General features: G+C 43.5%; 21 protein-coding genes. All 21 read right to left on the bottom strand.

The window, feature by feature from the left end:
• Positions 1 to 6: 6 nt before the first annotated feature.
• A complete protein-coding gene (locus tag M0R36_08510) occupies positions 7 to 507 on the bottom strand; it encodes a phosphatidylglycerophosphatase A (protein MCK9555836.1) in 501 nt (166 codons plus the stop codon).
• Positions 500 to 1084 carry a CDP-diacylglycerol--glycerol-3-phosphate 3-phosphatidyltransferase gene (gene pgsA, locus M0R36_08505; GenBank protein MCK9555835.1) on the bottom strand — a complete coding sequence of 195 codons (585 nt, stop codon included), beginning with the start codon at positions 1082 to 1084 and terminating at the stop codon, positions 500 to 502. The genes M0R36_08510 and pgsA overlap by 8 nt, the downstream gene beginning before the upstream one ends.
• The gene (gene rimO / locus M0R36_08500; GenBank protein ID MCK9555834.1) at positions 1081 to 2406 is read right to left on the bottom strand and encodes a 30S ribosomal protein S12 methylthiotransferase RimO; all 1326 of its coding nucleotides are present in this window, start codon (positions 2404 to 2406) and stop codon (positions 1081 to 1083) included. The genes pgsA and rimO overlap by 4 nt, the downstream gene beginning before the upstream one ends.
• Before the next feature lie 30 nt (positions 2407 to 2436).
• A complete protein-coding gene (locus M0R36_08495; protein ID MCK9555833.1) occupies positions 2437 to 3192 on the bottom strand; it encodes a DUF4115 domain-containing protein in 756 nt (251 codons plus the stop codon).
• Positions 3193 to 5595, bottom strand: a complete 2403-nt coding sequence (locus M0R36_08490) for a DNA translocase FtsK (protein MCK9555832.1) — start codon at positions 5593 to 5595, stop codon at positions 3193 to 3195. It abuts the gene before it with no gap.
• A 41-nt stretch (positions 5596 to 5636) separates the two neighbouring features.
• Positions 5637 to 6086, bottom strand: coding sequence for a dUTP diphosphatase (gene dut, locus M0R36_08485; protein ID MCK9555831.1), 450 nt, complete (start codon positions 6084 to 6086; stop codon positions 5637 to 5639).
• Between the two features lie 20 nt (positions 6087 to 6106).
• Positions 6107 to 8206 (bottom strand): polyribonucleotide nucleotidyltransferase, encoded by a 2100-nt coding sequence (pnp, locus tag M0R36_08480; protein MCK9555830.1) that lies wholly within the window; start codon positions 8204 to 8206, stop codon positions 6107 to 6109.
• 22 nt (positions 8207 to 8228) lie between these two features.
• Positions 8229 to 8498, bottom strand: a complete 270-nt coding sequence (rpsO, locus tag M0R36_08475; GenBank protein MCK9555829.1) for a 30S ribosomal protein S15 — start codon at positions 8496 to 8498, stop codon at positions 8229 to 8231.
• A gap of 149 nt (positions 8499 to 8647) precedes the next feature.
• Positions 8648 to 9577 carry a bifunctional riboflavin kinase/FAD synthetase gene (locus M0R36_08470; protein MCK9555828.1) on the bottom strand — a complete coding sequence of 310 codons (930 nt, stop codon included), beginning with the start codon at positions 9575 to 9577 and terminating at the stop codon, positions 8648 to 8650.
• Positions 9546 to 10262 carry a tRNA pseudouridine(55) synthase TruB gene (gene truB, locus M0R36_08465; protein ID MCK9555827.1) on the bottom strand — a complete coding sequence of 239 codons (717 nt, stop codon included), beginning with the start codon at positions 10260 to 10262 and terminating at the stop codon, positions 9546 to 9548. The genes M0R36_08470 and truB overlap by 32 nt, the downstream gene beginning before the upstream one ends.
• Positions 10263 to 11252: a bifunctional oligoribonuclease/PAP phosphatase NrnA gene (locus M0R36_08460; GenBank protein MCK9555826.1), complete on the bottom strand. Its 990-nt coding sequence runs from the start codon at positions 11250 to 11252 to the stop codon at positions 10263 to 10265.
• Positions 11252 to 11599: a 30S ribosome-binding factor RbfA gene (gene rbfA / locus M0R36_08455; GenBank protein ID MCK9555825.1), complete on the bottom strand. Its 348-nt coding sequence runs from the start codon at positions 11597 to 11599 to the stop codon at positions 11252 to 11254. Before rbfA ends, M0R36_08460 begins: the two co-directional genes overlap by 1 nt.
• Before the next feature lie 17 nt (positions 11600 to 11616).
• Entirely contained in the window at positions 11617 to 11898 is a 282-nt protein-coding gene (locus M0R36_08450) for a DUF503 domain-containing protein (protein ID MCK9555824.1), read from the bottom strand.
• Between the two features lie 38 nt (positions 11899 to 11936).
• The gene (infB, locus tag M0R36_08445) at positions 11937 to 14048 is read right to left on the bottom strand and encodes a translation initiation factor IF-2 (GenBank protein MCK9555823.1); all 2112 of its coding nucleotides are present in this window, start codon (positions 14046 to 14048) and stop codon (positions 11937 to 11939) included.
• Positions 14045 to 15292, bottom strand: a complete 1248-nt coding sequence (gene nusA / locus M0R36_08440; protein ID MCK9555822.1) for a transcription termination factor NusA — start codon at positions 15290 to 15292, stop codon at positions 14045 to 14047. The genes infB and nusA overlap by 4 nt, the downstream gene beginning before the upstream one ends.
• A gap of 158 nt (positions 15293 to 15450) precedes the next feature.
• The gene (locus M0R36_08435; protein ID MCK9555821.1) at positions 15451 to 17172 is read right to left on the bottom strand and encodes a proline--tRNA ligase; all 1722 of its coding nucleotides are present in this window, start codon (positions 17170 to 17172) and stop codon (positions 15451 to 15453) included.
• A 273-nt stretch (positions 17173 to 17445) separates the two neighbouring features.
• Positions 17446 to 18498: a flavodoxin-dependent (E)-4-hydroxy-3-methylbut-2-enyl-diphosphate synthase gene (gene ispG, locus M0R36_08430; GenBank protein ID MCK9555820.1), complete on the bottom strand. Its 1053-nt coding sequence runs from the start codon at positions 18496 to 18498 to the stop codon at positions 17446 to 17448.
• On the bottom strand, positions 18495 to 20072 hold the full coding sequence (gene rseP, locus M0R36_08425; protein MCK9555819.1) for an RIP metalloprotease RseP: 1578 nt from the start codon (positions 20070 to 20072) through the stop codon (positions 18495 to 18497). Before rseP ends, ispG begins: the two co-directional genes overlap by 4 nt.
• On the bottom strand, positions 20072 to 21235 hold the full coding sequence (locus tag M0R36_08420; protein ID MCK9555818.1) for a 1-deoxy-D-xylulose-5-phosphate reductoisomerase: 1164 nt from the start codon (positions 21233 to 21235) through the stop codon (positions 20072 to 20074). Before M0R36_08420 ends, rseP begins: the two co-directional genes overlap by 1 nt.
• Before the next feature lie 275 nt (positions 21236 to 21510).
• Positions 21511 to 22344 carry a phosphatidate cytidylyltransferase gene (locus tag M0R36_08415; GenBank protein ID MCK9555817.1) on the bottom strand — a complete coding sequence of 278 codons (834 nt, stop codon included), beginning with the start codon at positions 22342 to 22344 and terminating at the stop codon, positions 21511 to 21513.
• A 5-nt stretch (positions 22345 to 22349) separates the two neighbouring features.
• Positions 22350 to 23063, bottom strand: a complete 714-nt coding sequence (locus tag M0R36_08410) for an isoprenyl transferase (GenBank protein ID MCK9555816.1) — start codon at positions 23061 to 23063, stop codon at positions 22350 to 22352.
• Positions 23064 to 23201 lie beyond the last annotated feature (138 nt).

The following is a 23201-nucleotide window of genomic DNA, read 5'->3' as shown; positions in this document are numbered from 1 at the left end:
AAAAAACTAAGTTATCTTATAGGAGGCCAATTTAAGTGTCAATAATAAAACCACACGCACCGTAATATTCGAATAAACAGCGGCTAAAATATCGTCAAGCATTATACCCAACGAGCCGTTTAAATGCTGCAACTTATTTATTCCCAAGGGCTTATATATATCAAAAAACCTGTTAGCGATAAAGCCGGTTATAATAGCGGTAAAAAATAACTTTTCGGGAATATCAATTAATAAAAAAACGATATAAACCGCCGCGATTTCATCGATAATAATACAACCCGGGTCTTTTCTATCCAGCATTTTTTCCGCTTTGCCGGAAACAAGAAAACCGGCGCAGAGCAATACAAAAAAACAGCCGCTGTTCAGGATGATATGGTCTTTCAATAAAAAAAATATTGCAAACCCGATTAAGGTTCCGACAGTCCCGGGAATTTTCGGAAAATACCCCGCTCCGAAAAACGTTGATATTATTATACTGGCCCGCCCGGCTATATTGTTTTTATTCATGTATGAACAGATTTCTGTTTTTCTTAAAATAAAAAAATCCCGACAGTACTGACAGAACCATTGCAATAAAAATCATAATATAAGATATAAAACCGAAATAATAATCTACCCTTGCATCCCACTTGAAAAATGAGGTCAGGATTTCTTTCGCCGAAAGAAAAAGAAGTATAACGGAGATAGCGGCGATCTGGGATATGATTTTATGTTTTCCCCCTCTTCCGGCGGGGATTACCTGTCCTTTCGATGCGGCCAGTAAGCGGAGGCCCGTAACAAAAAATTCCCTTCCGATGATTATGACTACCATCCATGCGGGAACATGTGTGTCTTTCAACTGCACAAATGTTATTAACGCGGCGGAAATCATTATTTTATCCGCGAGAGGGTCCATCAATTTTCCGAAATCCGTTACAATATTTCTATCTCTCGCTATCTTGCCGTCCAGATAATCAGTCATACATCCTATAACAAACAATAAAGTCGCCAACACGCCTTTTAGAGGCATCCCGGAAACCAGAACGGCCATAAATATGAAAGCGATGAATACCCGTGTTAATGTCAGCTTATTAGGCGTATTCATAACTGTTCAAACTCCGCGAATAATTCAAAATGAGAACCTTTTTTAACAGAAACATACGGCATATCCCCTTTATTCAACTTACCGCCCGACACGTTTACGACACAATCAATATCCGGAGCGTCCCATTGGCTTCTCGCAATATAACAATTATTTCTGCGGTTATATGAATCAATTATAACCCTGATTCGTTTTCCTGTTAACTTTTTATTTCTTCCGAAAGATATTTTTTTCTGGATATCCATCAATTCTTTATATCTTTCCGCGGCTTCGGATATTTTAACCCTGCCGCTTAAATCACAGGCGCCGGTCCCTTCCTCGGGCGAATAAATAAAAGATCCCATCCTGTCGAATTCCGCCGCCTTTATAAAATCTTTCAACTCATTATATATCTTTTTCGTTTCACCCGGGAAACCGACTATAAAAGTCGTCCTGAGTTTCAAATCCACGATTTTATTTCTGAGGGTATCAATCAGTTTAATGATTTCTTTTCCTGTTATTTTCCTGTTCATGGCGCGCAGAATACCGTCATTGATATGCTGCAGCGGGATATCCATGTACCTGCAAATCTTCTCCGAATCGGAAATTGCGGAAATGATACCGTCCGTGATATGGGCCGGATGCATATACATCAGCCTGATCCAGTTGATACCTTCAATATCTTTGATTTTATCCAGCAGGGCCGGCAGCGCTTTTTTGCCCTTATCAGCGCCATACGAAGCAATGTCCTGCCCGATGATTATGAGTTCTTTGACGCCTTTACCGGCGAGGATTTCAGCCTCTTCTATAATCTCCCGTCCGGTCCGGCTTCTCAATCCGCCCCTTATCATCGGTATTGTGCAAAAGGAACAATTGTTGCTGCATCCTTCGCTCAACTTTAAATAAGCATAATGGCCGGGCCCCGTAATCTTTCTTTCCCGGAAATCAACCGCTTTGTATCCCCCGGAAATAAATTCCCTTCCGCCGCTCTTCCCATTCCTGTATTTCCTGACAATAGAGCCGATTGATTCAATTGATGAAGGCGCTATAAAACAATCGACCGCGGGAACCCCGGCAAAAACTTCCTTTCCATACCTTGTCACAAGGCACCCGGCTACGATTATGCGCTTACAGCGGGTCTGCCCCTTAAGAATCGTGGCTTCAAGCACAGCCTTCATGGATTCTTCAACGGCAGCCTTTATAAAAGCGCAGGTGTTGATTATGATTATGTCCGCATCCGCCGGATTTTCAACGAACTTCAAGCCTTCTTTTTCCGACAGAAAAATCATCCTCTCGGTATCGACAAGATTTTTAGGGCAGCCGAAAGATTGGATAAAAGCATTCATAGAATATAATAAAGGAAAAAATCCGGTTATTCATTTTGACTGTTTTTTGACGCCGGTATCATCTATATAAAGGTGGATTACTTCTCCCTTTGCGCCTAATCCGGCCAATGCTTTACCGTCAACCTTAACCTTCAGTCCGGCGGCATTTCCGATTTTGAGGTGGATTTTCCTGCCATGCCACTTTTCGCCCTGGCCCGCGCTCAATGTCCCCGCAGGATATTCCTGCTCGTCGACCCAGACAGACATCCAGACATTTTCGGTGGCATAGACCTCAACCTCGTGCTGGCTTTTGTTCAAAGTATCAACCGCAACCGGAAGTTTAACCGAATCGGTATTAACATCAAAATACTGAGGCGGCATCGATGAAGTAATATCTTTAAAATATTTATCCTCGGACCTTCCGCTGAAAAAGATAACTTTGATAATAAACACAACTACCAGGATAACAGCGCAGGCAATTATAAAAATACCAGGTTTGGACAATCTTACTCCGGAATCATCAGCCGATTGTAAACGTTCAATATTTTTTTCCGGATGAATCACCGAACTTTCTTCCTGCCCGTACCTTATGGTGTATTCCGAAATGAGTTTTTTATAATCGACACACAGAAACTCACCGTAAATCTTTAAAAAACCCTTTACATAGGTGGCTGAAGGGATAAGTTCAAAGCGTTCGTTTTCCAGCGCTTCTATGTATTCACGTTTTATTTTTGTCGCAACATTGGCCTGCTGGACGGAAATACCTTTTTTACCCCTGGCTTCCTGTAATATTTTTCCTATGCTCATTTATGTCATGTCCCGGTTTTGGCTGTCATCCGAATCTTTTGTCCCTTCAATAATATTCAGGTCTTTCGGTGAATCAACAAGTATTTCACGCGGCTTGCTCCCGCGCTGCGGGCCGACAATACCGTTGGATTCCATGATATCTACGAGCCTCGCAGCTCTCGCATAACCTATTCTCAACCTTCTTTGCAGCACAGAAGCCGACGCCTGGCCATGTTCCAGAATCAATTTGACGGCTTCATCATACAGATCATCTTCAAAATCTATGGGGCCGCCCGCCGTTGTCTCAACAGCCGAAATGATATCCTCGACCTTTTCATCCGCGGAATTTTTTTTCCAGTGGCTTATAACATTCCTTATCTCGGAATCTGAGACCATAGTCCCCTGGGCGCGTATTAATTTCGAACTGCCGGGAGGATTATAAAGAAGGTCTCCCTTTCCCAGAAGAGTTTCAGCTCCATTCCCGTCAAGGATTGTTCTCGAATCAACTTTACTGGAGACTGCAAATGCTATTCTCACGGGGAAATTGGCTTTTATCAGGCCGGTAATAACATCAACCGAAGGCCTTTGAGTAGCTATGACAAGGTGTATCCCCACGGCCCTCGATAACTGGGCAAGCCTTACAATCGAACCTTCGACATCGCTTGAAGATGTCATCATCAGATCCGCTAACTCGTCGATTATTATCACAATGTAAGGCAGTCTCGGCGGAATTTCTTCTTCCGCCAGTTCCTCATGCCCCGAAATCATATCAGGGTCCCGCGTGTTAAACCTGACTATATCGTTGACTCCGACTTTTGAAAATAAATCAAACCTCTTTTCCATCTCTTTAACAGCCCAGTTTAAACCGGTAATTGATTTTTTCGCGCTGGTAACAACCGGAGAAACCAGATGCGGAATACCGTTATATTTTTTGAGTTCCACCATTTTAGGGTCTATCAAAAGCATTTTAATTTCATCAGGCGTTTTGCTCATAAGGATCGACATTATTATCGCGTTGATACATATGGTTTTACCCGAACCTGTGGCTCCCGCAATAAGGATATGGGGCATCTGGGAAAGATCGCCGATAACCGGAGAACCTCCCACATCTTTACCTATTACAAGAGGTATATTGCCCTCAAAATACTTGTAATTTTCGGACAATATTATCTCTTTCATTGTTACTACGGCCCGGTTTTTATTGGGCACTTCAATTCCCACGGCCGCTTTTCCCGGAATGGGAGCGACTATCCTTATGCTGGATGCGCTCATGGCTAAAGCTATGTCGTGCTCTTTGGATTTTATTTTGCTGACGCCCACTCCCGGCGCCGGCTTTATTTCATATCGCGTCACAGCGGGGCCCCTGGTTATTTCCTCCACCCCCACCTCGATTCCAAAGTTAGATAATGTTTGCACTAATATCTCGGCATTTTTCTGTAATTCATCTTTTGTTCCCGATTCGACAGGAACGGGATCGTCAAATAAAGGGATATCCGGAAGCTGGTATTTTTTTTCTCCGGTCGAAGACAATATCGGCAAGTCCGGTCCCTGCTTTGTTTTCTGCTGAAGGGCCTCTCTATTATCTTTGTTTTCATAAACAGCGGTTTTACCGGTTCCTTTAAACAGATTACCGTTTTCAGCGGCCGGCGCTGTTTTTTTACCGTTAAGCATTTTTTCCGGTAATGTCGTGTGGTTTATTTTTATCTTTTCCGGAGAAATAACAGGTTTCTTCTCTGCGGCGCCGTTTTTTTCTTTATCCTTATGCGGGAACTTGAATATTCCTTCTTTTGACTCGGGACCTTTTAATATCCCTGTTTCTTTGGAGGCAGAAGGCCTCTCAAGGAAAACTGACTTAAGAAAATCCAATATAACCTGTATCCCTTTATATACACCCTTTAATATCGGGTATGCCTGTACCTCTGTAAGCAGGAATAAAGTTATCAGCAAAATCGATACTATCAGTATATTTCCGCCTATAAAACTCAGGTATTTTACTGTTATTGCGGCAAATGCCTGTCCGAGCACGCCCCCGGGAAGCCCCTGCCCGAGCACTTTTTCCGAAGCTGAACGAAGGATTGAGGAGTTATGAAATATTGCGGACATCAGAATCAGTATCAGGACGCAATAAGCTATTTTGAGATATTCGATTTCCTTTTTTCTGAATAAGACTACGGCCCATGCTCCGGTCATCACGGGAATTAAATAAGATGAAAAACCGAGAATAAAAATCATGGAATAGGCCGTATAAGCGCCGATTATGCCCACCTTGTTGACCGCGGGCGAATTCGGGTTGGAAACATTAGCGCTTATATCCTCATAATCGTATGACAAAAAAGAGAAAAGAAGAAAGACGGTTATCACAGATAATACTATCGCTGCAATCTCAAGCCGATCAGTTTTGTTATCTTGTTTTCTTGCAGCCATCTATAACTCCACCTGAATCACTGTACGCTCGGGATAGGGGATCAGTGCCCTGTGTGGCCGAAACCGCCGGAATTCCGCTTTGTTTCGTCAAGGGATTCAACAATTTCAATGTCGCCGCGTATTACTTCCTGAAGGACCAATTGCGCGATTCTCATGCCTCTTTTTATCAGGAATGTATCTTTTCCAAGGTTTATTAAGATAATTCCTATTTCACCGCGATAATCAGAGTCTATGGTACCCGGGGAATTCACAATGCTTATCCCATATTTAAGCGACAAGCCGCTTCTGGGCCTCACCTGCGCTTCATAACCCACGGGTATTGATACGCATATGCCTGTGGGCACAAGAAAGATGGCGCCGGGCTCTAACTCCCTGTCACTGTCTACAGCGGCATATAAATCCATACCGCTGGCTTCGGCGCTCATATATTCAGGCGACTGAAGCCCTTCAGCGTGTTTTAACGCTTTCACCTTTATTCTGATATGTTTCAATTATATAACTCTGTTGAAAATTATTCTGCTTCTTTTTTATCTTTTAACTGCCTTAAAGCGTCTTTCCTGCTGAGCACAAACCGGCCTTTTTCGTCTTTTTCCATAACCTTGACATACATTTCGTCTCCAACCTTGCATATGTCGGAAACCTTATTAACCCTGTAATCGGCAAGCCTAGAGATGTGCACCAGTCCGTCCTTACCCGGAAGGATATCAACTATACAGCCGAAATCCCGGATGTCTTTCACCGTAGCTTTATATATTTTACCGATTTCAATATCGGCGGTGATCTTCGCAATCCAATCCATGGCTTTTGCTATGCTCTGCTTGTCGGAAGAAGCTATCTGCACAACCCCGCTGTCATTGATATTTATTTCAGCCCCGGTTTCTTTGATGATTTCCTTTATCATTTTCCCGCCGGGCCCGATAACAAGCCCGATCTTATCAGTGTCTATGGTTATAGTCTCTATCCTGGGGGCATACTCGGAAATATCTTTTTCGGGTTCTGAAATGCATTTATTCATCTCGGAAAGAATCTTTAATCTTCCTTCGCGAGCCTGGCTTAACGCGGCTTTCATGGTGTCTTCGGAAATTCCCTTTACTTTAATATCCATCTGGAAACCGGTAATGCCTTTTTCCGTGCCGGCAACCTTAAAATCCATATCTCCGAGAAAATCTTCCAGTCCGAGGATATCAGAGAGGATAGCTTCCTTTTCGCCTTCTTTTATCAGGCCCATCGCAATTCCCGCCAGGGATGCTTTTACGGGAACACCCGCAGCCATCATAGACAGGGAACTTGCGCAAACCGTAGCCATTGAGGAAGACCCGTTGGACTCAAGTATATCCGAGACAACCCTTATCGTATACGGATACTGTTCGGGAAGAATGCTCGCTATGGCTCTTTCGGCAAGATGGCCATGCCCTATCTCTCTTCTTCCCGGCCCTCTCATAGGACGGCATTCACCTGTGCTGAAAGGAGGGAAATTATAATGGAGCATAAAAGTTTTTTCCTTATCGCCTTCAAAACCCTCATACTTCTGAACATCTTCCGCCGTGCCCAGAGTAGTTATCGCAAGGGATTGGGTTTCTCCGCGCGTAAACAATGCTGAACCGTGTGTCCTGGGCATCAGGCCCGTTTCACATGTTATCGGCCGGATATCTTTTAATTTTCTTCCGTCGGCTCTCAGCCCTTCATCAAGAATGATCCCTCTCATTACTTCCTTCTGTATCTTTTTAAACGCCATTGTATAATCAAATTCTTTTGCTTCGGGATATTTTTCCCTGAGAGGTTCCACCGCCGCGGTAAAAAGCGCCTTTAAAGCTTTTTCCCTGTCTTTTTTCGATTTTATAAAGATAGCTTCCCTTATATTTTTCGAAACACTTTTTTTAATGCCGTCATATATGTCTTCGCTGATTTGAAGGAGTTCAACATCTCTTTTTTTGACGTTAAGCGCCTTTGCCAGCTCTTCCTGAACCTTGCATATAGCTCTTATCTGCTCATGGCCTGTGCTTATCGCTCTGAGCAGGTCTTCCTCCGAGACTTCCTGAGATCCGCCTTCAACCATCATCACCGCTTCCGATGTGCCTGCTACAACAAGTTCCATGTCGCTGTCCGTAGCCTGGCTGTATGTGGGATTAACAATAAATTCCTGTCCCAGCCTGCATACTCTGACACATCCAATCGGGCCGGCAAAAGGAATATCAGATACCGTTAAAGCCGCAGAAGCCCCGATGACTGTCAGGATATCAGGATTGTTTTCGGAATCCGCCGATAAAACAGCCCCTACAACCTGGACTTCGTAAAAGTAACCTTCCGGGAATAAAGGCCTTATGGACCTGTCTGTAAACCTTGCCGTTAAGATTTCCTTTTCGGTAGGCCTTCCTTCCCTCTTGATATATCCTCCCGGAAATTTTCCGGCGGCATAGGAATTTTCACGGTAATCGACAGTCAAAGGGAAGAAATCAATACCCTCTCTTATCGAAGTGCCTGATACGGCCGTCACCAAAACTACCGTATCGCCGCAGGTCACGGTAACGGCCCCGTCAGCCTGTTTGGCAATTTTACCTGTTTCTATAATTAAAGTCTTTCCGCCCACTTCAAGTTTCACCTGTTTAAACATAAATAAATAATCCTCCGGAATTTTATTTGCGCAGATTCAGTTTAGAAATTAAATCTTTATATTTTGAAGGATTTTTTGACAATAGATAATCAAGAAGACTCCTTCTCTGCCCCACTAATTTCAACAAGCCTCTTCTGCTGTTATGGTCTTTCTTATGAATCCTTAAATGTTCTGTCAGTTCATTGATCCTTTCCGTGATAAGGGCAATCTGCACTTCCGCAGAACCTGTATCTTTGTCGCTTCTCCTGAAATCCGCTATTATTTTTTTCTTTTTCACTACTTTGTTCCCCATCTATTCCTCCTTTTTTAAACGCCAAAGAACTTGCGCGGCGGTATGGGTAGACAGCCGGCAAAATCCAGGTTATTTTTTATATTAAACTCCATAAAAGATACAACGATACCAAAGTATTATATCAAATGTAAAGGATTTTATGCCAATTCTTATTTTTTATAAGATAATTCTTTCGACCGCAACAGGTTACGCGCTTTATAACAATCCTTCCTGATCTGCGCCGACAGCGTATCCGATGATGAAAATCTCATTTCAGGCCTTAACTTCTTAAAAAACAGGACTTCGATGTCTTTTCCTGTAATATTTTTCCTGAAATCAAAGATATGAGCTTCTATTATCCTGTTATATTTAAATTTGCCTATATTAGTAACCGAATCAAATATTTTCCCGTTTATTCTTGTCCTGGTCGCATAAACGCCGAGAGGCGGAATCGCTTCATTGTGAGGATCCAGGTTAGCCGTAGGAAAACCAATCCTGCGGCCCAGTCCTTTGCCGCTGATAACTGTCCCAAGGACGGAATAAGGCCTCCCCAGATATTCTGAAGCTTCTTCTATCCTGCCGGACTCAACCAGAATTCTTATTCTGCTGCTGCTTACATTTCTGCCGTCTAAACGGAGCGGTTTCTCTATTTTTAACCTGATTCCCTTCTTTGCGGCCGTTTGCCGCATCATCATCGCGGTGCCTTTCTGATTCTTTCCAAAACGGAAATTTGAACCGATACAGATATACTCCGGCCTGAATTTCGGGAATAACACTTTATCCAGAAAATCAGCAGCGCTTATAGAGGCAAAAACCTTTGTGAAATCCTGCAGATAACAATAATCGACGCCTATATCTTCTATAAGCTTAAGCCTGTGGTCAACGGAGGTAAGCAAAGGCCCTTTCCTGGCAAAAGGGCATTTCCATGTTTTTGACGGCAGGAAAGTATAAACCACGGAAACAAGTCCGTGTTTTCTGGCGTATTCGACTGTTCCGGATATAATCATCCTGTGGCCTTTATGAACACCGTCAAAAAACCCCAGTGTCAGGGCTGTGGCCTTATGGAATTTAACTTTTTTTAATGTTTTCAAAATTTTCATTATTCTTACTCAAAAAATATTTTGACCCTTCAATCTCTGTCCTGTCCATCAATTTGAATTTCTCAAATGGAATCGCCTCATTAATGGAAAATTTCCCGCTTTTCACCCTCTGCAAATCCGCGATACACGCATTACAGCCGAAAACCCTGCCGATGTCATACGCTAAAGCCCTTATATATGTCCCCTTTGAGCAAGAAACCTTTATCGTAAGGTCGGGTTTCAGATAATCCAGCCTCTTTATTTCATAAATTCTAACCTTTTCGGGATTTCTTTCCACTTCAATCCCTTTCCTCGCCATTTCATACAGTTTTCTGCCTTTTACTTTCTTTGCCGAATACATCGGCGGCAGTTGAAAAATTTCTCCTTCAAACCCGGCCAGGACATCATCGATATGCTTTTCGGTAAGATCGGGGACATCGCAAACAGATTTAACTGTTCCGGCCAGATCAAATGTATCCGTTAACGTCCCAAGCCTTATTTTAGCTATGTAAGTTTTATCCGAGGAAAGAAACACGGAAGACAATTTTGTCGCTTTGCCGACCAATACTATCAATACGCCGCGCGCCATAGGGTCCAGGGTTCCCGCATGCCCCACTTTCTTTAAATCCAGTTTTTTCCGTACGGCGGAAACAATATCATGGGATGTCGGGCCGGCGGGCTTATTGATAATCAAAATTCCGTTCAATTAATTCTCGCTTTTTTCAAATTCGATTTTAATCACCTTCAGCAGCATTTCTTCAACTTCGTTGGGGGTCCCCGAAACAACCGTCCCCGCGGCTGACGGATGGCCGCCGCCGCCGAATTTATGCGCGATTTTATTCACGTCAACGTGCTGTATCTTTGACCTGAGGCTGATTTTAACTTTATTACCGGCAAGCTCCTCGAAAAAGATCGCCACTTTAACCCCCTTTACGGACCTCGCATAATCCACAAAACCTTCAGTATCTTCAGGAGTTGAACCAATCTCATCCTTCATCTTTATGGTGACCCATAACCAGCCTATCTGCCCATCGGCGCTGAAACTCATCGTTTCAAGCGCCAATCCGAGCAATTTGACTTTTGACAGGCTTTTTGCCTCGTATACTTCCTCGGTGACATTTTCAGGCTTTATGCCTTTTTCCATTAATTCAGCGACTATTTTATGTGTTTCGGGAGTTGTATTCCTGTACTGGAAAGAGCCTGTATCGGTAACTATTCCCGTGTAAACACAAAGGGCAATATCATAATCGATCTCTATCTGAAGCCTTTTTATCAGTTCATACACGAGTTCCGCGGTAGCGGCAGCGGCGGTAATCGATACATTGACCGATCCGTAATTGGCGTTACATATATGATGATCGATATTAATTATGCTTTTAAACTTTGAAACGTCTTTTTCAAACTTTCCAAGCCTGTCCAGTTCCGGGACATCCAGGCTTATAAGCGCATCATATTCCCCGGGTATGGAGTCAACAATCCTCAGAGCGCCCGATTTTGGAAGAAACGCATAATTTTCGGGAACCGCATCCTGTATAAAACCCGCGGCTTCCTTGCCCATTTTCTGTAAACTGATAACCATCGCAAGGGCTGATCCTATGGCATCCCCGTCCGGATTTATATGGGTTACCACCGCAATTTTTTTGCTTTTCTTTATAATGCTTCTCAGGCCTTTTAAAATTTCATGGCTGATTTCCATTAGATTTCACCCTTCTTTATCTCTTTTATCACTTCGTCGATATGAAAAGCATGATCCAATGAAGAGTCATACTTAAATTTAATATGCGGCGTGAATTTCAGGCTCATTTCCCTGCCCAGATTATACTGGATAAACCCGGTAGCCCTTTTCAATGCTTTCATTGTATCCTGTTTCTGCTTTTCCGTACCCAGCACACTTATAAAGACAAGAGCCTCGCGTAAATCATTGCTTAATTTAACACGCGAAACGGTCACAAAACCAACCCTTGGATCTTTCACCTGTTTAAAAACAATCTCTGATATTATCTGTTTAATCTGCTGCGCGACTCTGGGAATTCTATTTGACATTTTCTGTTATTCCGCCGTTATAACCGTTCCGTCCTGTAATCAACCAGTTCAACATTTTTATCCGTTTCAACATAATTAACCACGGAAGCAAGTATCTTATCATTCATAACCGCCGCGTTTGACACCGTAACCACACTAAGCTCCGCCGAATTCTTATAATCCATGTCGCCTGTTTCGGAAACCGCCACATTAAACCTGCCGGATATCCTGTCTTTAAGGCTCTTAACGGCGCTTCTCTTGTCTTTCAGGGATAGCGCCCAGGGAATCTCAATTTTTATCTGAAGTAACCCAATTTTCATTTTAGGCTGGAGACTGGCACAAGCAGATCTGAAAACCGTTATAATTTCCTGACTGTTTTCTCAATTATATAAGATTCTACAATATCACCTTCCGAGAAATCTTTAAAACCCCCGATAGAAATACCGCATTCGAAACCGGTTTTAACTTCCCTGACCTCATCCTTAAATCTTTTAAGCGAATCAATCCTGCCCTCAAATATCGCTTCGTCGCCGCGCTGGACTCTGACAAAGGAATTCCTGTTTATATAACCGTCCAATACATGACAGCCCGCAATATTTCCGATCTTGGAAATTTTAAAAACCTGTCTTACTTCAGCGTGTCCTGTAACTACTTCTTTCTGTTCGGGCTCCAATAAACCCTCAAGCCCCAGCCTTATTTCATTTATCAAATCGTAAATAATCTTGTAATGCCGGATTTCCACACCCTGCGTCTTGGCAAGGTCTTTAACGCCCGGCGACATCCGCACATGAAAACCGATCACTATACCATTGGAAGCCGAGGCAAGCATTATATCAGAATCATTTATATCTCCGAGTCCGCTGTGGATTATATTAAGATTAACCTCTTTAGAATCTATGCCCTGTATGGATTTAAGAATAGCTTCTATTGAACCCTGGACATCACATTTCAGCACTATGCGAAGCTCCCGTGAATTCCCCTCCTTAATACGGTCATAAAGGTTTTCAAGGGTAACTTTCTGTCTTTTATCCAGCAATTCGTCTTTATATTTTCTCTGCCTGTGCTCCGCGATAATCTTAGCTGTTTTTTCGCCGGAAACTACACGGAATTCGGAGCCTGCCTCAGGAACTCCGGCCAATCCCAATATCTCAACAGGAACCGAAGGCCCCGCGCTGTTAAGGTTTTTACCGTATTCATCAATAAGGGCTTTTACCTTGCCGAAATACATACCGCTGATAATAATATCTCCCTTTTTCAAAGTCCCTTTTCTGACCAGCCCTACCACTATGGGTCCCCTGTCACGGGTCAATTTAGCTTCAATAACGGCCCCTTCCGCAGGGCGGTTCGGATTCGCTTTAAGTTCAAGGATCTCAGCCTGAAGAGAAATCATCTCGAGAAGATGATCCACCCCCTGTCCTGTAATACCGGAAACTTCACAACATATGATTTCGCCGCCCCAATCTTCCGGAACCAGATTCAATTCCGCGAGCTGCCTTTTCACCCGTTCAACATTTGCGGTAGGCTTATCAACTTTAGTAATTGCAACCATAATAGCGACCCCCGCGGCTTTGGAATGATTTATAGCCTCGATCGTCTGGGGCATAATTCCGTCATCCGCCGCAATAATCAGCACTGCTATATCAGTTACATTAGCGCCTCTGGCCCTCATGGCGGTGAACGCTTCATGTCCGGGAGTGTCTAAAAATGCGATAGAGCCATGGGATGAATTAACTCTGTATGCTCCTATATGCTGTGTTATCCCGCCGTGTTCCTTTGAGACTACCTTAGTCTTCCTTATATAATCAAGGAGAGTGGTTTTACCATGGTCAACATGCCCCAAAAAAGTAACAATGGGCGGCCGCGGTTTCAGGTCTTCGGGCTTATCTTCTATCTTTTCAAGTAATTCTTCCTCAAACAGGCTTTTCTTCTCTTCTTCTATTTCAACCGGCTCGACTTTCTTTGCCTCTCTTTTTAACAGGTCATACCCGTATTCGCGGGCTACAATTTCCGCGGTTTCCGCGTCAAGCATCTGGTTAAGGGACGCGAATATGCTCATTGTCATTAATTTTGCTATCAGTTCATTCGGTTTGGCATTAATTTTCTGGGCAAGGCTCTTCACGGATACAGGAAGGTCCAGTTCAATGACCTTTGACGGTTTCTTTTCTTTTTCTTCAGCCCCGGCGGCCTTAACGGGTTCGACGCTTATGACATCTTCCTTTACTTCCTTTACTTTCTTTTTTTCCGGCTTTTTAGATATTTCACCGGAATGCGCCTGTTTCTTTTTCTGCGGCGTCGCTTTGGCGGAAGATGTCCCTGCAGATGTTTTGGCGGCAGAATCTTTAACCAGTTTTATGCCTTCGTCGGAAACCGAAGACATATGGCCTTTAACAGTAATTTTATTATCCTTCAGGATTTTTATAACATCTTTACTGTTTAAATTTAACTCTTTAGCAAGTTCGTGTACTCTCAACTCTTATCCTTTTTTATATCTTTTATACCGTTAATAATCTTTTCAGCTGTTTTCTCGCCGACACCGGGTATCTTCATCAAATCATCATATGTCGCCAGAGCAAGCCCTTCAATATCGGTATAACCCGCTTCCACAAGCGCTCTCGCGACAGATTCATCTATGCCGTTAATTTTAGCCAGCTCATGCCATGCATGCTCTATCTTATCCTGAACATTGACATCGGATGACTTCTTAATATCAATTTTCCAGCCCAGAAGTTTTGCCGCAAGCCGGGCATTCTGTCCCTTTTTCCCTATAGAAAGGGATAACTGGTCGTCATCTACTGTCACAGTAATCAATTTCTGACCTTCATTAATTTCAACGTTTTTCAATTTTGCGGGATTCAGCGCCTCCCTGACATATCCGGATATCTCTTCATTCCAACGGACTATATCGATCTTTTCGTTACCGAGTTCCGCAACAATATTTTTAACCCGCGAACCTCTTAAGCCGACACAGGCTCCCACACAATCTATTTTTTCATCTTTGGAATAGACAGCTACTTTAGTTCTGTAGCCGGGCTCTCTCGCTATTCCTTTTATCTGCACTGTTCCGTCGGAAATCTCAGGGACTTCCAGTTCAAACAACTTTTTCACAAAATTGGGATGCGCTCTTGAAAGAAGTATTTCAGGCCCTCTCGCGCTCATCCTTACATCATAAATATAAGCCCTTATCCTGTTGCCTATGTTATAACTTTCGCCATGGCACTGCTCTTTGAACGGAAGCAATGCCTCTGCTTTGATTAAATCAACTATGATATCTTTCCTGTCAAACCTTCTGACGGAACCCGTCACAATATCGCCCACGCGGTCTTTATATTCATTAAAAACATTTTCGCGTTCGGCTTCCTTGATTTTCTGGATTATAACCTGTTTGGCTGTTTGCGCCGCAATCCTGCCGAAACCCTTCTGTGTGACCTCTCTCTTTACTTTTTCTCCGACTTTTACCTTCTTTATTATTTTTTTCGCTTCGGACAGGGAAATTTCGCTTGCAGGGTCCTTCGCCTTACTAACGACTTCCAGCAGGGCAAATGCCCTGATTTCGCCAGTTTGCGGGTCGATTTTTATCTCAAGCTCTTTCTCGGTAATTTTGCTTTTCCTGGCAGCTGACAATAAAGAGCTTTCCACAGCGGCAATAAGCGTGTCCCTGCTTATACCTTTCTCGCGCTCTAAATATTCAAGCACCGACAGCAAATCTCCGTTCATAGAAATATATCTCCTCTTAACCACACCGGAAAAACATCCCTTCCCGGCGGTATTATCCCAATAAAAAAAGTGGGTGTATTCCCACTTAGGACTTTACTTATTGTGTTCGAAAAGTATATTTTACGGCATGGCAAATGTCAAGGAAAAACAGATTGGTGTCAGCGGGTTTGCCCGATCTTTTCTTTTATCGCGGATACCGCCCGGCCCAGGGGGAATATTTCTTTTTTTGATGTCATCCTGTCCTGTATCTCTATATCGCCGTTTTTAAGGTTAGCCTCGCTTATAACCGCTTTAACCGGAATTCCTATTAAATCCGCATCCTTAAATTTAAACCCCGCTCTCAGATCCCTGTCATCGTACAGGACTTCAATACCTTCTTTTACAAGTCCATTATAAAGGTCTTCACATACTTCAACCGTATTCTTGTCCTTCATATTCAGACCTGTCAAAATAACCTGATAGGGCGCTATCTGAATGGGCCATATGATGCCGTTATCATCGTTATTCTGCTCAATCGCCGCGGCTATGGTCCTTGTAACACCTATACCGTAACAACCCATCCAATATGTGTTTTCTTTGCCGTTTTCCTCAATATACTTTGCCTTCATGGAATCGCTGTATTTTTTGCCGAGCTTGAATATCTGTCCGACCTCTATCCCCCTGAACTCGTTGAGCTGATTTCCGCAATTGACGCACTTATCCCCGGCCATGGCTATCGATACTTTGACAAACTTGTCAACGCTGTAATCCCGATCCGGTAATGCATTTAAATAATGGGTATCCTTTTTATTCGCTCCTATCACAGCCGGGCCCGTATTTTTAATGCTTAAATCCGCAAATATTTTTATATTTTCCTTCAAGTTTTTCGGGCCCGCAAACCCGACCTCGGCCCCTGTTATTTTTTCTGTCAATGCGTCATCCGCAAGTTCCGTGAATTCATCCCTGAGAAACTTCTTCAGTTTGGCCGTATTTACTTCCCTGTCCCCTCTTATAAGCACGGCAACCGGTTTTTTCGATGTCTTATATATCAAAGTCTTTATTAAATTAAACGGTTTTATTTTCAGGAAACCCGAAACTTCTTCCACTGTCTTTTTGCCGGGCGTATGCTTTTCGGTAAAATTTCCGGACAGTTTTGATTTTTCATCAAGGCCCTGTATTATGGATTCCGCCGTATCGCTGGTTGCCGCGTATCCGCATTTATCGTCAGGGCAGCTCAAGACAAGAGATTCTCCTGAAGAAGCAAGCACCATGAACTCATGGGTTACATCTCCCCCTATGGCTCCGGAATCAGCCATAACCGCCCTGAATTTCAATCCGCATCTTTTAAAGATATTGGAATAGACCTCAAACATCACGCTGTAATAGGAATCAAGGTCTTCCCCCGTCCTGTGAAAACTGTAAGCGTCTTTCATAATGAATTCACGGCTTCTCATTACCCCGAATCTTGGCCTGATTTCATCCCTGAACTTTGTCTGAATCTGATATAAGCATGCAGGAAGCTGTTTGTATGACTTTAATTCTTTTCTTGCAATATCAGTTATAACCTCTTCGTGTGTAGGGCCTAATGCATATTGTTTTTTATGCCTGTCTTCAACCCGCATTAGTTCTTTGCCGTAAACATCCCACCTGAGAGTCTCTTTCCACAGTTCAGCGGGAGAAAGGACCGGCATAAGTAATTCCTGGGCTCCGGCCTTATTCATCTCATCCTTTATTATCTTCTTCACCTTCTCGATCACACGAAAGCAAAGGGGGAGATAATTATAAATACCGGGAGATACTTTCCTTATCATCCCGGAACGCACCATCAACTTATGGCTTATGACCTCCGCATCCGAAGGGGACTCTTTCAATGTAGGAATTAACGCTTTACTCCACCGCATATGCTCTCCCTGCTCACGAAGTGAGCGTGTCCGAGGCATGTACCCGGACCTACTCAACTATTTCCCTTGCCTTACAATCATGCATTGTTCAGGAAGCAAATTTTTCAGGGACGTTTGTAAGTCCCGCCGAGTCTTCCTGCACTCCACTTTTTTGCTTGCTCGCCCTTCGGGCACCGTGGCCGCTCACAAAAAAGAGGCCCTGCAAAACTTACTTCCTAACCAACCTTCCCTGCTGTTTTTCTAAGCCTCAGCCTTAACCTTAGCCTTTTTCACTTAATAACTTTTCTCAATGATTTTCCTGAATTCGCTTAATAATTTTTCAGATTTAACTTTCTTTATAATTCTACCGTTTTTAAAAATAATTCCAATGTTTTTTCCGCCGGCTATACCTATATCGGCTTCCCTCGCCTCTCCCGGCCCGTTCACGGAACAACCCATTACCGCGATAGTCATGGGCGTTTTTATGCCGGCGGCGAGTTTTTCGACTTCGAGCGCGATTTTTTCTACATCGATCTCTTTCCTTCCGCAGGTCGGGCAGGATATTATCTCCGGGCCGAACTTCCTCAAGCCCAGGGATTTCAATATCTCTTTGGCGACCCTGACTTCCCGGACAGGATCAGCGGTAAGGGAAACCCTTACGGTATCGCCGATTCCTTCGAGGAGCAGGGACCCGATGCCGATCGCGGATTTGATAGTACCTGAAAATACTGTCCCCGCTTCGGTAATACCTATATGAAAAGGATACTTCGTCTTTGACGCCAAAAGCCTGTACGCATCGCACGTATCCCTTACGCTGGTGGATTTGATAGAAACTTTCAGGTCATAAAAACCGAATTTCTCCACCAACCTTATGTTCTTCAGGGCGCTTTCGACAAGCGCTTCTGGAACAGGTTTTTTATATTTTTTCAATAATTCAGGTTCAAGGGAGCCTGAATTAACTCCTATCCGCATGGGAACCCTGTGCTTTTTCAGGCAGTCAACGACAAATTTTACTTTTTCGGATGAACCGATGTTACCCGGATTAATTCTCACACAGGAAGCTCCCGCTTCCGCCGCTTTGGCTGCCAGGCGGTAATCAAAATGTATATCGGCTATCACAGGTATTTTTGCGCGCCCCGCGATTTTTTCAAACGGCTTTATATCGGTAGAATTTTTCACGGCTACTCTAACGATTTCGCAGCCTTCATTTATCAACCGGCTTATCTGCCGCAATGTCGCATCTGTATCTTTCGTATCGGTTTTAGTCATCGATTGCACGGATATGGGCGCGTTTCCGCCCACAAATACATTTCCGACTTTTATTTTAATCGTTTTACGTCTTTTCATCTTAACCTTATATCATTAAACGTAACAAAAACCAGAAGTAACATAATAAGTATTAACCCGATTTTCTGCCATATAAGGACATATTTTTCATTAATCGGCCTGCCCTTTATTTTTTCTATTAACAGCAAAAGGATATGCCCCCCGTCAAGCATGGGCAGGGGAAGAATATTGAAGAAAGCCAGGTACATGCTCAAAATACCCATCCATTTCATCAGACTGGAAATACCGAAACTTGCTACTGCCGATGTTACTTTGAATATCCCGACCGGGCCCTGCAGCTGGTCAAAACCGACCCTGCCCGAAAATAAGAGCGCCAGAGAACCGACAACCATTTTCAAAGTCGATAACGATTGGCTTATCCCTTTTTGGACCGCTTTTCCGAAAGGATATTTCTCATATATCATCGCAGGCCCCGTCCTTACTCCTATAATACCCCTGAAATCTATTTTTGAAGTAATTTCAAGCCGGTTCTCAGATGACCCGAAAAATCCTTTTTTTGTCCGCCTTGAAACCGTTATTTTAACCTTCGAACTTTTTGCCTGTCCGGCCACAAGGTCATTCACCTGATTCTTTTTTTCTATATCAATATCATTGAATTTTTCGATTCTGTCCCCTGTCCGGATTACGCTTCCCGCCTTTTTCTCATTATAAACAATGACAATGTTGTCCTCTGTTACGAACATCCCGCTCAGGCATTTTAACGGCATAGGGACTAAAGATACACGCTCTTCTTCTCCTTCTCTTAAAATGGTCAACTCCATTTTTTTACCCAGCCTGTCGGCCGTAAACATACTGAAGTCAGAAAGCTGGACATACTTATCATCGAGCTTAAGTATAATATCTTTCGGGAGCAAGCCCGCCTTTTCAGCGGGAGTATCGCTCTGGACCTCATAAACTTCAGTGAAATCAAAAGGGCTTATACCTATCCCGCCGGGATTACGGCCTTTGGGTTTTTCCGGAACAACGGTAAAATCATGGAGCAAGCCGTTTCTGTTCACGCTTAATTTCAGTTCATCCCCGGCTTTTGAAATAATCTGCCATCGTATATCTTCAAAGGTCGGGGTTTCGACTCCGTTTACGCCTGCAATCCTGTCTCCGGCGCGCAAACCGATTTTCTCGGCAGGCGAATCCGGCAGCACGCCGCCGATATAATTCTCCTTCATCCCCAGCAAGACCTGATGCCCCAGAAGGAAAAGCATTATAAAGACAAATACCCCGAAGAAGAAATTCATAAACGGGCCGGCAACGATAACGGACATCCTCTGCCAGACACTTTTCCTGTTAAACTTCCGGTCTTCGGGAACCTTTATGCCGATATTTTTTATCTCGTCTTCTTCATGTCCGGGGAAATCTTCCTGCCCGGCCATCTTCACATATCCCCCTATCGGTATCGCCCCTATACCGTACTCAGTCTCTTTTCTTTTTACTTTAAAAAGTTTCGGAGGAAACCCGATCATAAATTCAAATACATAAATGTTCAAAAATTTAGCGGTCAAGAAATGCCCCAGTTCATGGACAAAAACAAGCACCCCCAGAAATATCGCAAAAATAAGAATATTAAAAATCAGTTCCATCAGCGGCTTCCCCTTTTCTTTTTTAGCAATTCCGACGCGTATTCCCTTGCCCAGCGATCGGCGTCTTTCACATCTTCAATTGTTTTCATCTTTCTATTCCTTACGGATGAAAGAGTGTCTACGACAATTTCATATATCTGAGTAATATTCAGCTGTTTTTTCAAAAAACCGCCCACCGCAACTTCATTCGACGAGCTCATAACCGCCGGATATACACCCCCTTTTTCCAAAACCTGATATGCCAGTTTCAGAAAAGGAAATTTTTTTTCATCGGGTTCGGCAAAGGTCAGGCTTTTTATGTCAGCCAGATTCAGCGCCTTTACCGGCGATTCAATCCTGTCCGGATATGTCAACGCATACTGGATGGGAATCCTCATATCCGGAACGCTTAACTGCGCTATAACCGAATTATCTTTAAATTGGACCATTGAGTGAATGACGGATTCGCGATGAATCACAACCTTTATTTTTCCGGGATCGGCGCCAAAAAGCCATTTTGCTTCAATGATTTCCAGGGCTTTATTCATCAATGTCGCAGAATCCACCGTAACTTTCGCGCCCATTTTCCAGCAAGGATGTTTTAAGGCGTTCTCCGGTTTCATCCTGCTCATGCGGCTCTTGCTGCAATTCAGGAAGGGACCGCCTGAAGCTGTAAGAATTATACTTTTAAAACCGGACTTGTCATTGCCGGCAAGGCACTGAAATATCGCGCTGTGTTCACTGTCAACAGGCAGTATTTCCGTTGAGAATCTCTCCGCGTTTTTCAGCATCAGCTCACCCGCCATAACAAGCGATTCTTTATTTGCGATGGCAAGCCGTTTGCCGCTGCGGGCCGCTTCAAAAGTAGGCATCAGCCCGGCAGAACCCACCAATGCGGAAACACATATATCCGCATCTTTAAGAGACGCGACATATTTAAGCCCCTCGCTTCCTGAAATTAACTTTGTTCCCTTTGGTATTTTTCCTTTTATACCCGGATATTTTGTGTCATCGGCAATAACCGCGTACCCGGGACGAAACTCGTTAACCTGCTTCGCTAAAAGTTTTTCGTTTTTTCCGGCAGTCAAAGCAAAAACCTTAAACCTGTCCGGATTATTCCTTATTATGTCCAGACAGCTTTCACCTATGGAACCTGTAGAGCCCAGTATGGATATTTTTTTCATTTTTTGCATTGTATATATTAAAAACGGAGTTTTGGCCTTATGATGATATTTTGTTTAGGAAGCAAATTTTTCAGGGACGTTTGTAAGCCCCACCGAGGCTTACTGTGCTCCACTTTTTTACTCGCTCGCCCTTCGGGCACCCTGCCTGCCGGCAGGCAAGGCGTGGCCGCTCACAAAAAAGAGGCCCTGCAAAACTTACTCCCTAACCAATATTAGCCTGCTGTTTTTCCTAAGACTCAACCTTAACCTCATCCTTTTCTACTCGACCATTTAACTTATTTCAAAATATAGCTGACATAAAAATAAAAAACCGGGGCGCACAGAAGGGGGCTGTCAAGAATATCGAGCATTCCCCCGAGTCCGGGAAAGAGCTGCTTTGAATCTTTTATTTCAGCGTCTCTCTTCAGGAGAGATTCCGAAAGATCGCCTATCTCCGCCACAACCCCGATAATACATCCCAGTACGACCGCGTCAAGTATGGAAAAACCGACTTCCTTAATAAAAAAATATGTGATTAACCCGCCCGCCACCGAACCTATAATTCCGCCTATCAGGCCTTCAATCGATTTCTTCGGGCTTAAGCGGGCGCTAAGCCTGTGTTTTCCGAAAACAGAACCTATGAAAAAAGCAAATGCGTCAGAAAACTTGATCATCATAACCGCCGAAAACAGATAGTATTTTCCTATGGAAATTGACTGGAAAAACCTCAGTAAAACCAGAAAACTGAAGAGATAACCGACATAAAATATACCGAGTATCGTGGTTGATATCCCGAATATGGCATTATTTGTAGAAGCCACAAACAGCTGCCTTACAAAGGCGCCGCAGGCGGCGAATAAAAAGACCCATGTAAGCAGGGACAATGCCCTTTCGTTCAACCCGCACAAAACACCGACAACTATAATAATAACTATATTGGCAATGGTTCCATACCATTTTGACGCCTTAATCCCCTTTTGCTGCACAAGGTCGTAAAACTCTACGGAACTCCAGAAGACAAAAGCGACAGCGCCGCCGATAATCAAATATGTATTATCGAAGAAAATCAACAGCAACAAAAGAAGTATTAATATCGCCGAACTGAACAATCTTTTTCCGAGGCTATCCATAAATTTCAAGCTCTTTCTTTCCCGTATCTTCTCTCGCGGTTGTAATACTCCTTAACAGCTTCCAGAAGTTCCTGTTTGCCGAAATCAGGCCAAAGGACCCCGGTAAAACAGAATTCCGTATAAGAACACTGCCATAACAGAAAATTGCTCAATCTGACTTCTCCGCTGGTTCTTATCAATAAATCGGGATCCGGGATACCGTCAGTGTAAAGATGCCTTTGAAATACAGCCTCATCTATCGCCTGCGGCTGGATATCGCCTTTCCGGCATTTAACCGCTATCTCGCGGACCGCTTTTAATATTTCCGCCCTGGAACCATAGTTCAAAGCCAGGACAAGCGTTAACCCCTCATTGGCTTTAGTCTGATCTTCGGCGGAAATTATATTCTTTTTTAAATCCGGCGGAAATAAGCTTATATCTCCGATAACTCTGAACTTTATCCTGTTTTTCATCATATTCTTAAGTTCAAAGCGCAGGAACCTGTTCAAAAGTCTCATCAGCGCATGTACTTCGCTCTTGCCTCTTTTCCAATTTTCAGTTGAAAAAGCATATAATGTCAGGTATTTGAGCTTTAATTCCACACATGCTTCCACAATGCGGCGGACAGATTTTGCGCCCTCGTAATGGCCTTTTATTCTCGGCAGACCTTTCTTCTTCGCCCATCTGCCGTTTCCATCCATAATTATTGCAATATGATCCGGAACTTTCAATTTCTGCATACCCGAACACTTATAGATTATTGACGGTTTAAAACTTAAGTAAGTGATTATATTTTTTTACACATACAGTGTCAATAGATTATAGAACGTGAAGGGACTCGCTCAACTCGGCCGGAAAGGCCGGAAAGGCCTGTCGGT

The organism is bacterium, assembly GCA_023228325.1.
Taxonomy (GTDB): Bacteria; Auribacterota; UBA6266; order UBA6266; family UBA6266; genus UBA6266.
This window is presented reverse-complemented; position numbering and strand designations above follow the sequence as displayed.

What these genes read in the sequence shown, in the direction of transcription:
- M0R36_08510 (MCK9555836.1), bottom strand. Translation starts at nt 507, where the DNA reads ATGAATAAAAACAATATAGCCGGGCGGGCCAGTATAATAATATCAACG.
- pgsA (MCK9555835.1), bottom strand. Translation starts at nt 1,084, where the DNA reads ATGAATACGCCTAATAAGCTGACATTAACACGGGTATTCATCGCTTTC.
- rimO (MCK9555834.1), bottom strand. Translation starts at nt 2,406, where the DNA reads ATGAATGCTTTTATCCAATCTTTCGGCTGCCCTAAAAATCTTGTCGAT.
- M0R36_08495 (MCK9555833.1), bottom strand. Translation starts at nt 3,192, where the DNA reads ATGAGCATAGGAAAAATATTACAGGAAGCCAGGGGTAAAAAAGGTATT.
- M0R36_08490 (MCK9555832.1), bottom strand. Translation starts at nt 5,595, where the DNA reads ATGGCTGCAAGAAAACAAGATAACAAAACTGATCGGCTTGAGATTGCA.
- pnp (MCK9555830.1), bottom strand. Translation starts at nt 8,206, where the DNA reads ATGTTTAAACAGGTGAAACTTGAAGTGGGCGGAAAGACTTTAATTATA.
- rpsO (MCK9555829.1), bottom strand. Translation starts at nt 8,498, where the DNA reads ATGGGGAACAAAGTAGTGAAAAAGAAAAAAATAATAGCGGATTTCAGG.
- M0R36_08470 (MCK9555828.1), bottom strand. Translation starts at nt 9,577, where the DNA reads ATGAAAATTTTGAAAACATTAAAAAAAGTTAAATTCCATAAGGCCACA.
- M0R36_08460 (MCK9555826.1), bottom strand. Translation starts at nt 11,252, where the DNA reads ATGGAAATCAGCCATGAAATTTTAAAAGGCCTGAGAAGCATTATAAAG.
- rbfA (MCK9555825.1), bottom strand. Translation starts at nt 11,599, where the DNA reads ATGTCAAATAGAATTCCCAGAGTCGCGCAGCAGATTAAACAGATAATA.
- M0R36_08450 (MCK9555824.1), bottom strand. Translation starts at nt 11,898, where the DNA reads ATGAAAATTGGGTTACTTCAGATAAAAATTGAGATTCCCTGGGCGCTA.
- nusA (MCK9555822.1), bottom strand. Translation starts at nt 15,292, where the DNA reads ATGAACGGAGATTTGCTGTCGGTGCTTGAATATTTAGAGCGCGAGAAA.
- M0R36_08435 (MCK9555821.1), bottom strand. Translation starts at nt 17,172, where the DNA reads ATGCGGTGGAGTAAAGCGTTAATTCCTACATTGAAAGAGTCCCCTTCG.
- ispG (MCK9555820.1), bottom strand. Translation starts at nt 18,498, where the DNA reads ATGAAAAGACGTAAAACGATTAAAATAAAAGTCGGAAATGTATTTGTG.
- rseP (MCK9555819.1), bottom strand. Translation starts at nt 20,072, where the DNA reads ATGGAACTGATTTTTAATATTCTTATTTTTGCGATATTTCTGGGGGTG.
- M0R36_08420 (MCK9555818.1), bottom strand. Translation starts at nt 21,235, where the DNA reads ATGAAAAAAATATCCATACTGGGCTCTACAGGTTCCATAGGTGAAAGC.
- M0R36_08415 (MCK9555817.1), bottom strand. Translation starts at nt 22,344, where the DNA reads ATGGATAGCCTCGGAAAAAGATTGTTCAGTTCGGCGATATTAATACTT.
- M0R36_08410 (MCK9555816.1), bottom strand. Translation starts at nt 23,063, where the DNA reads ATGCAGAAATTGAAAGTTCCGGATCATATTGCAATAATTATGGATGGA.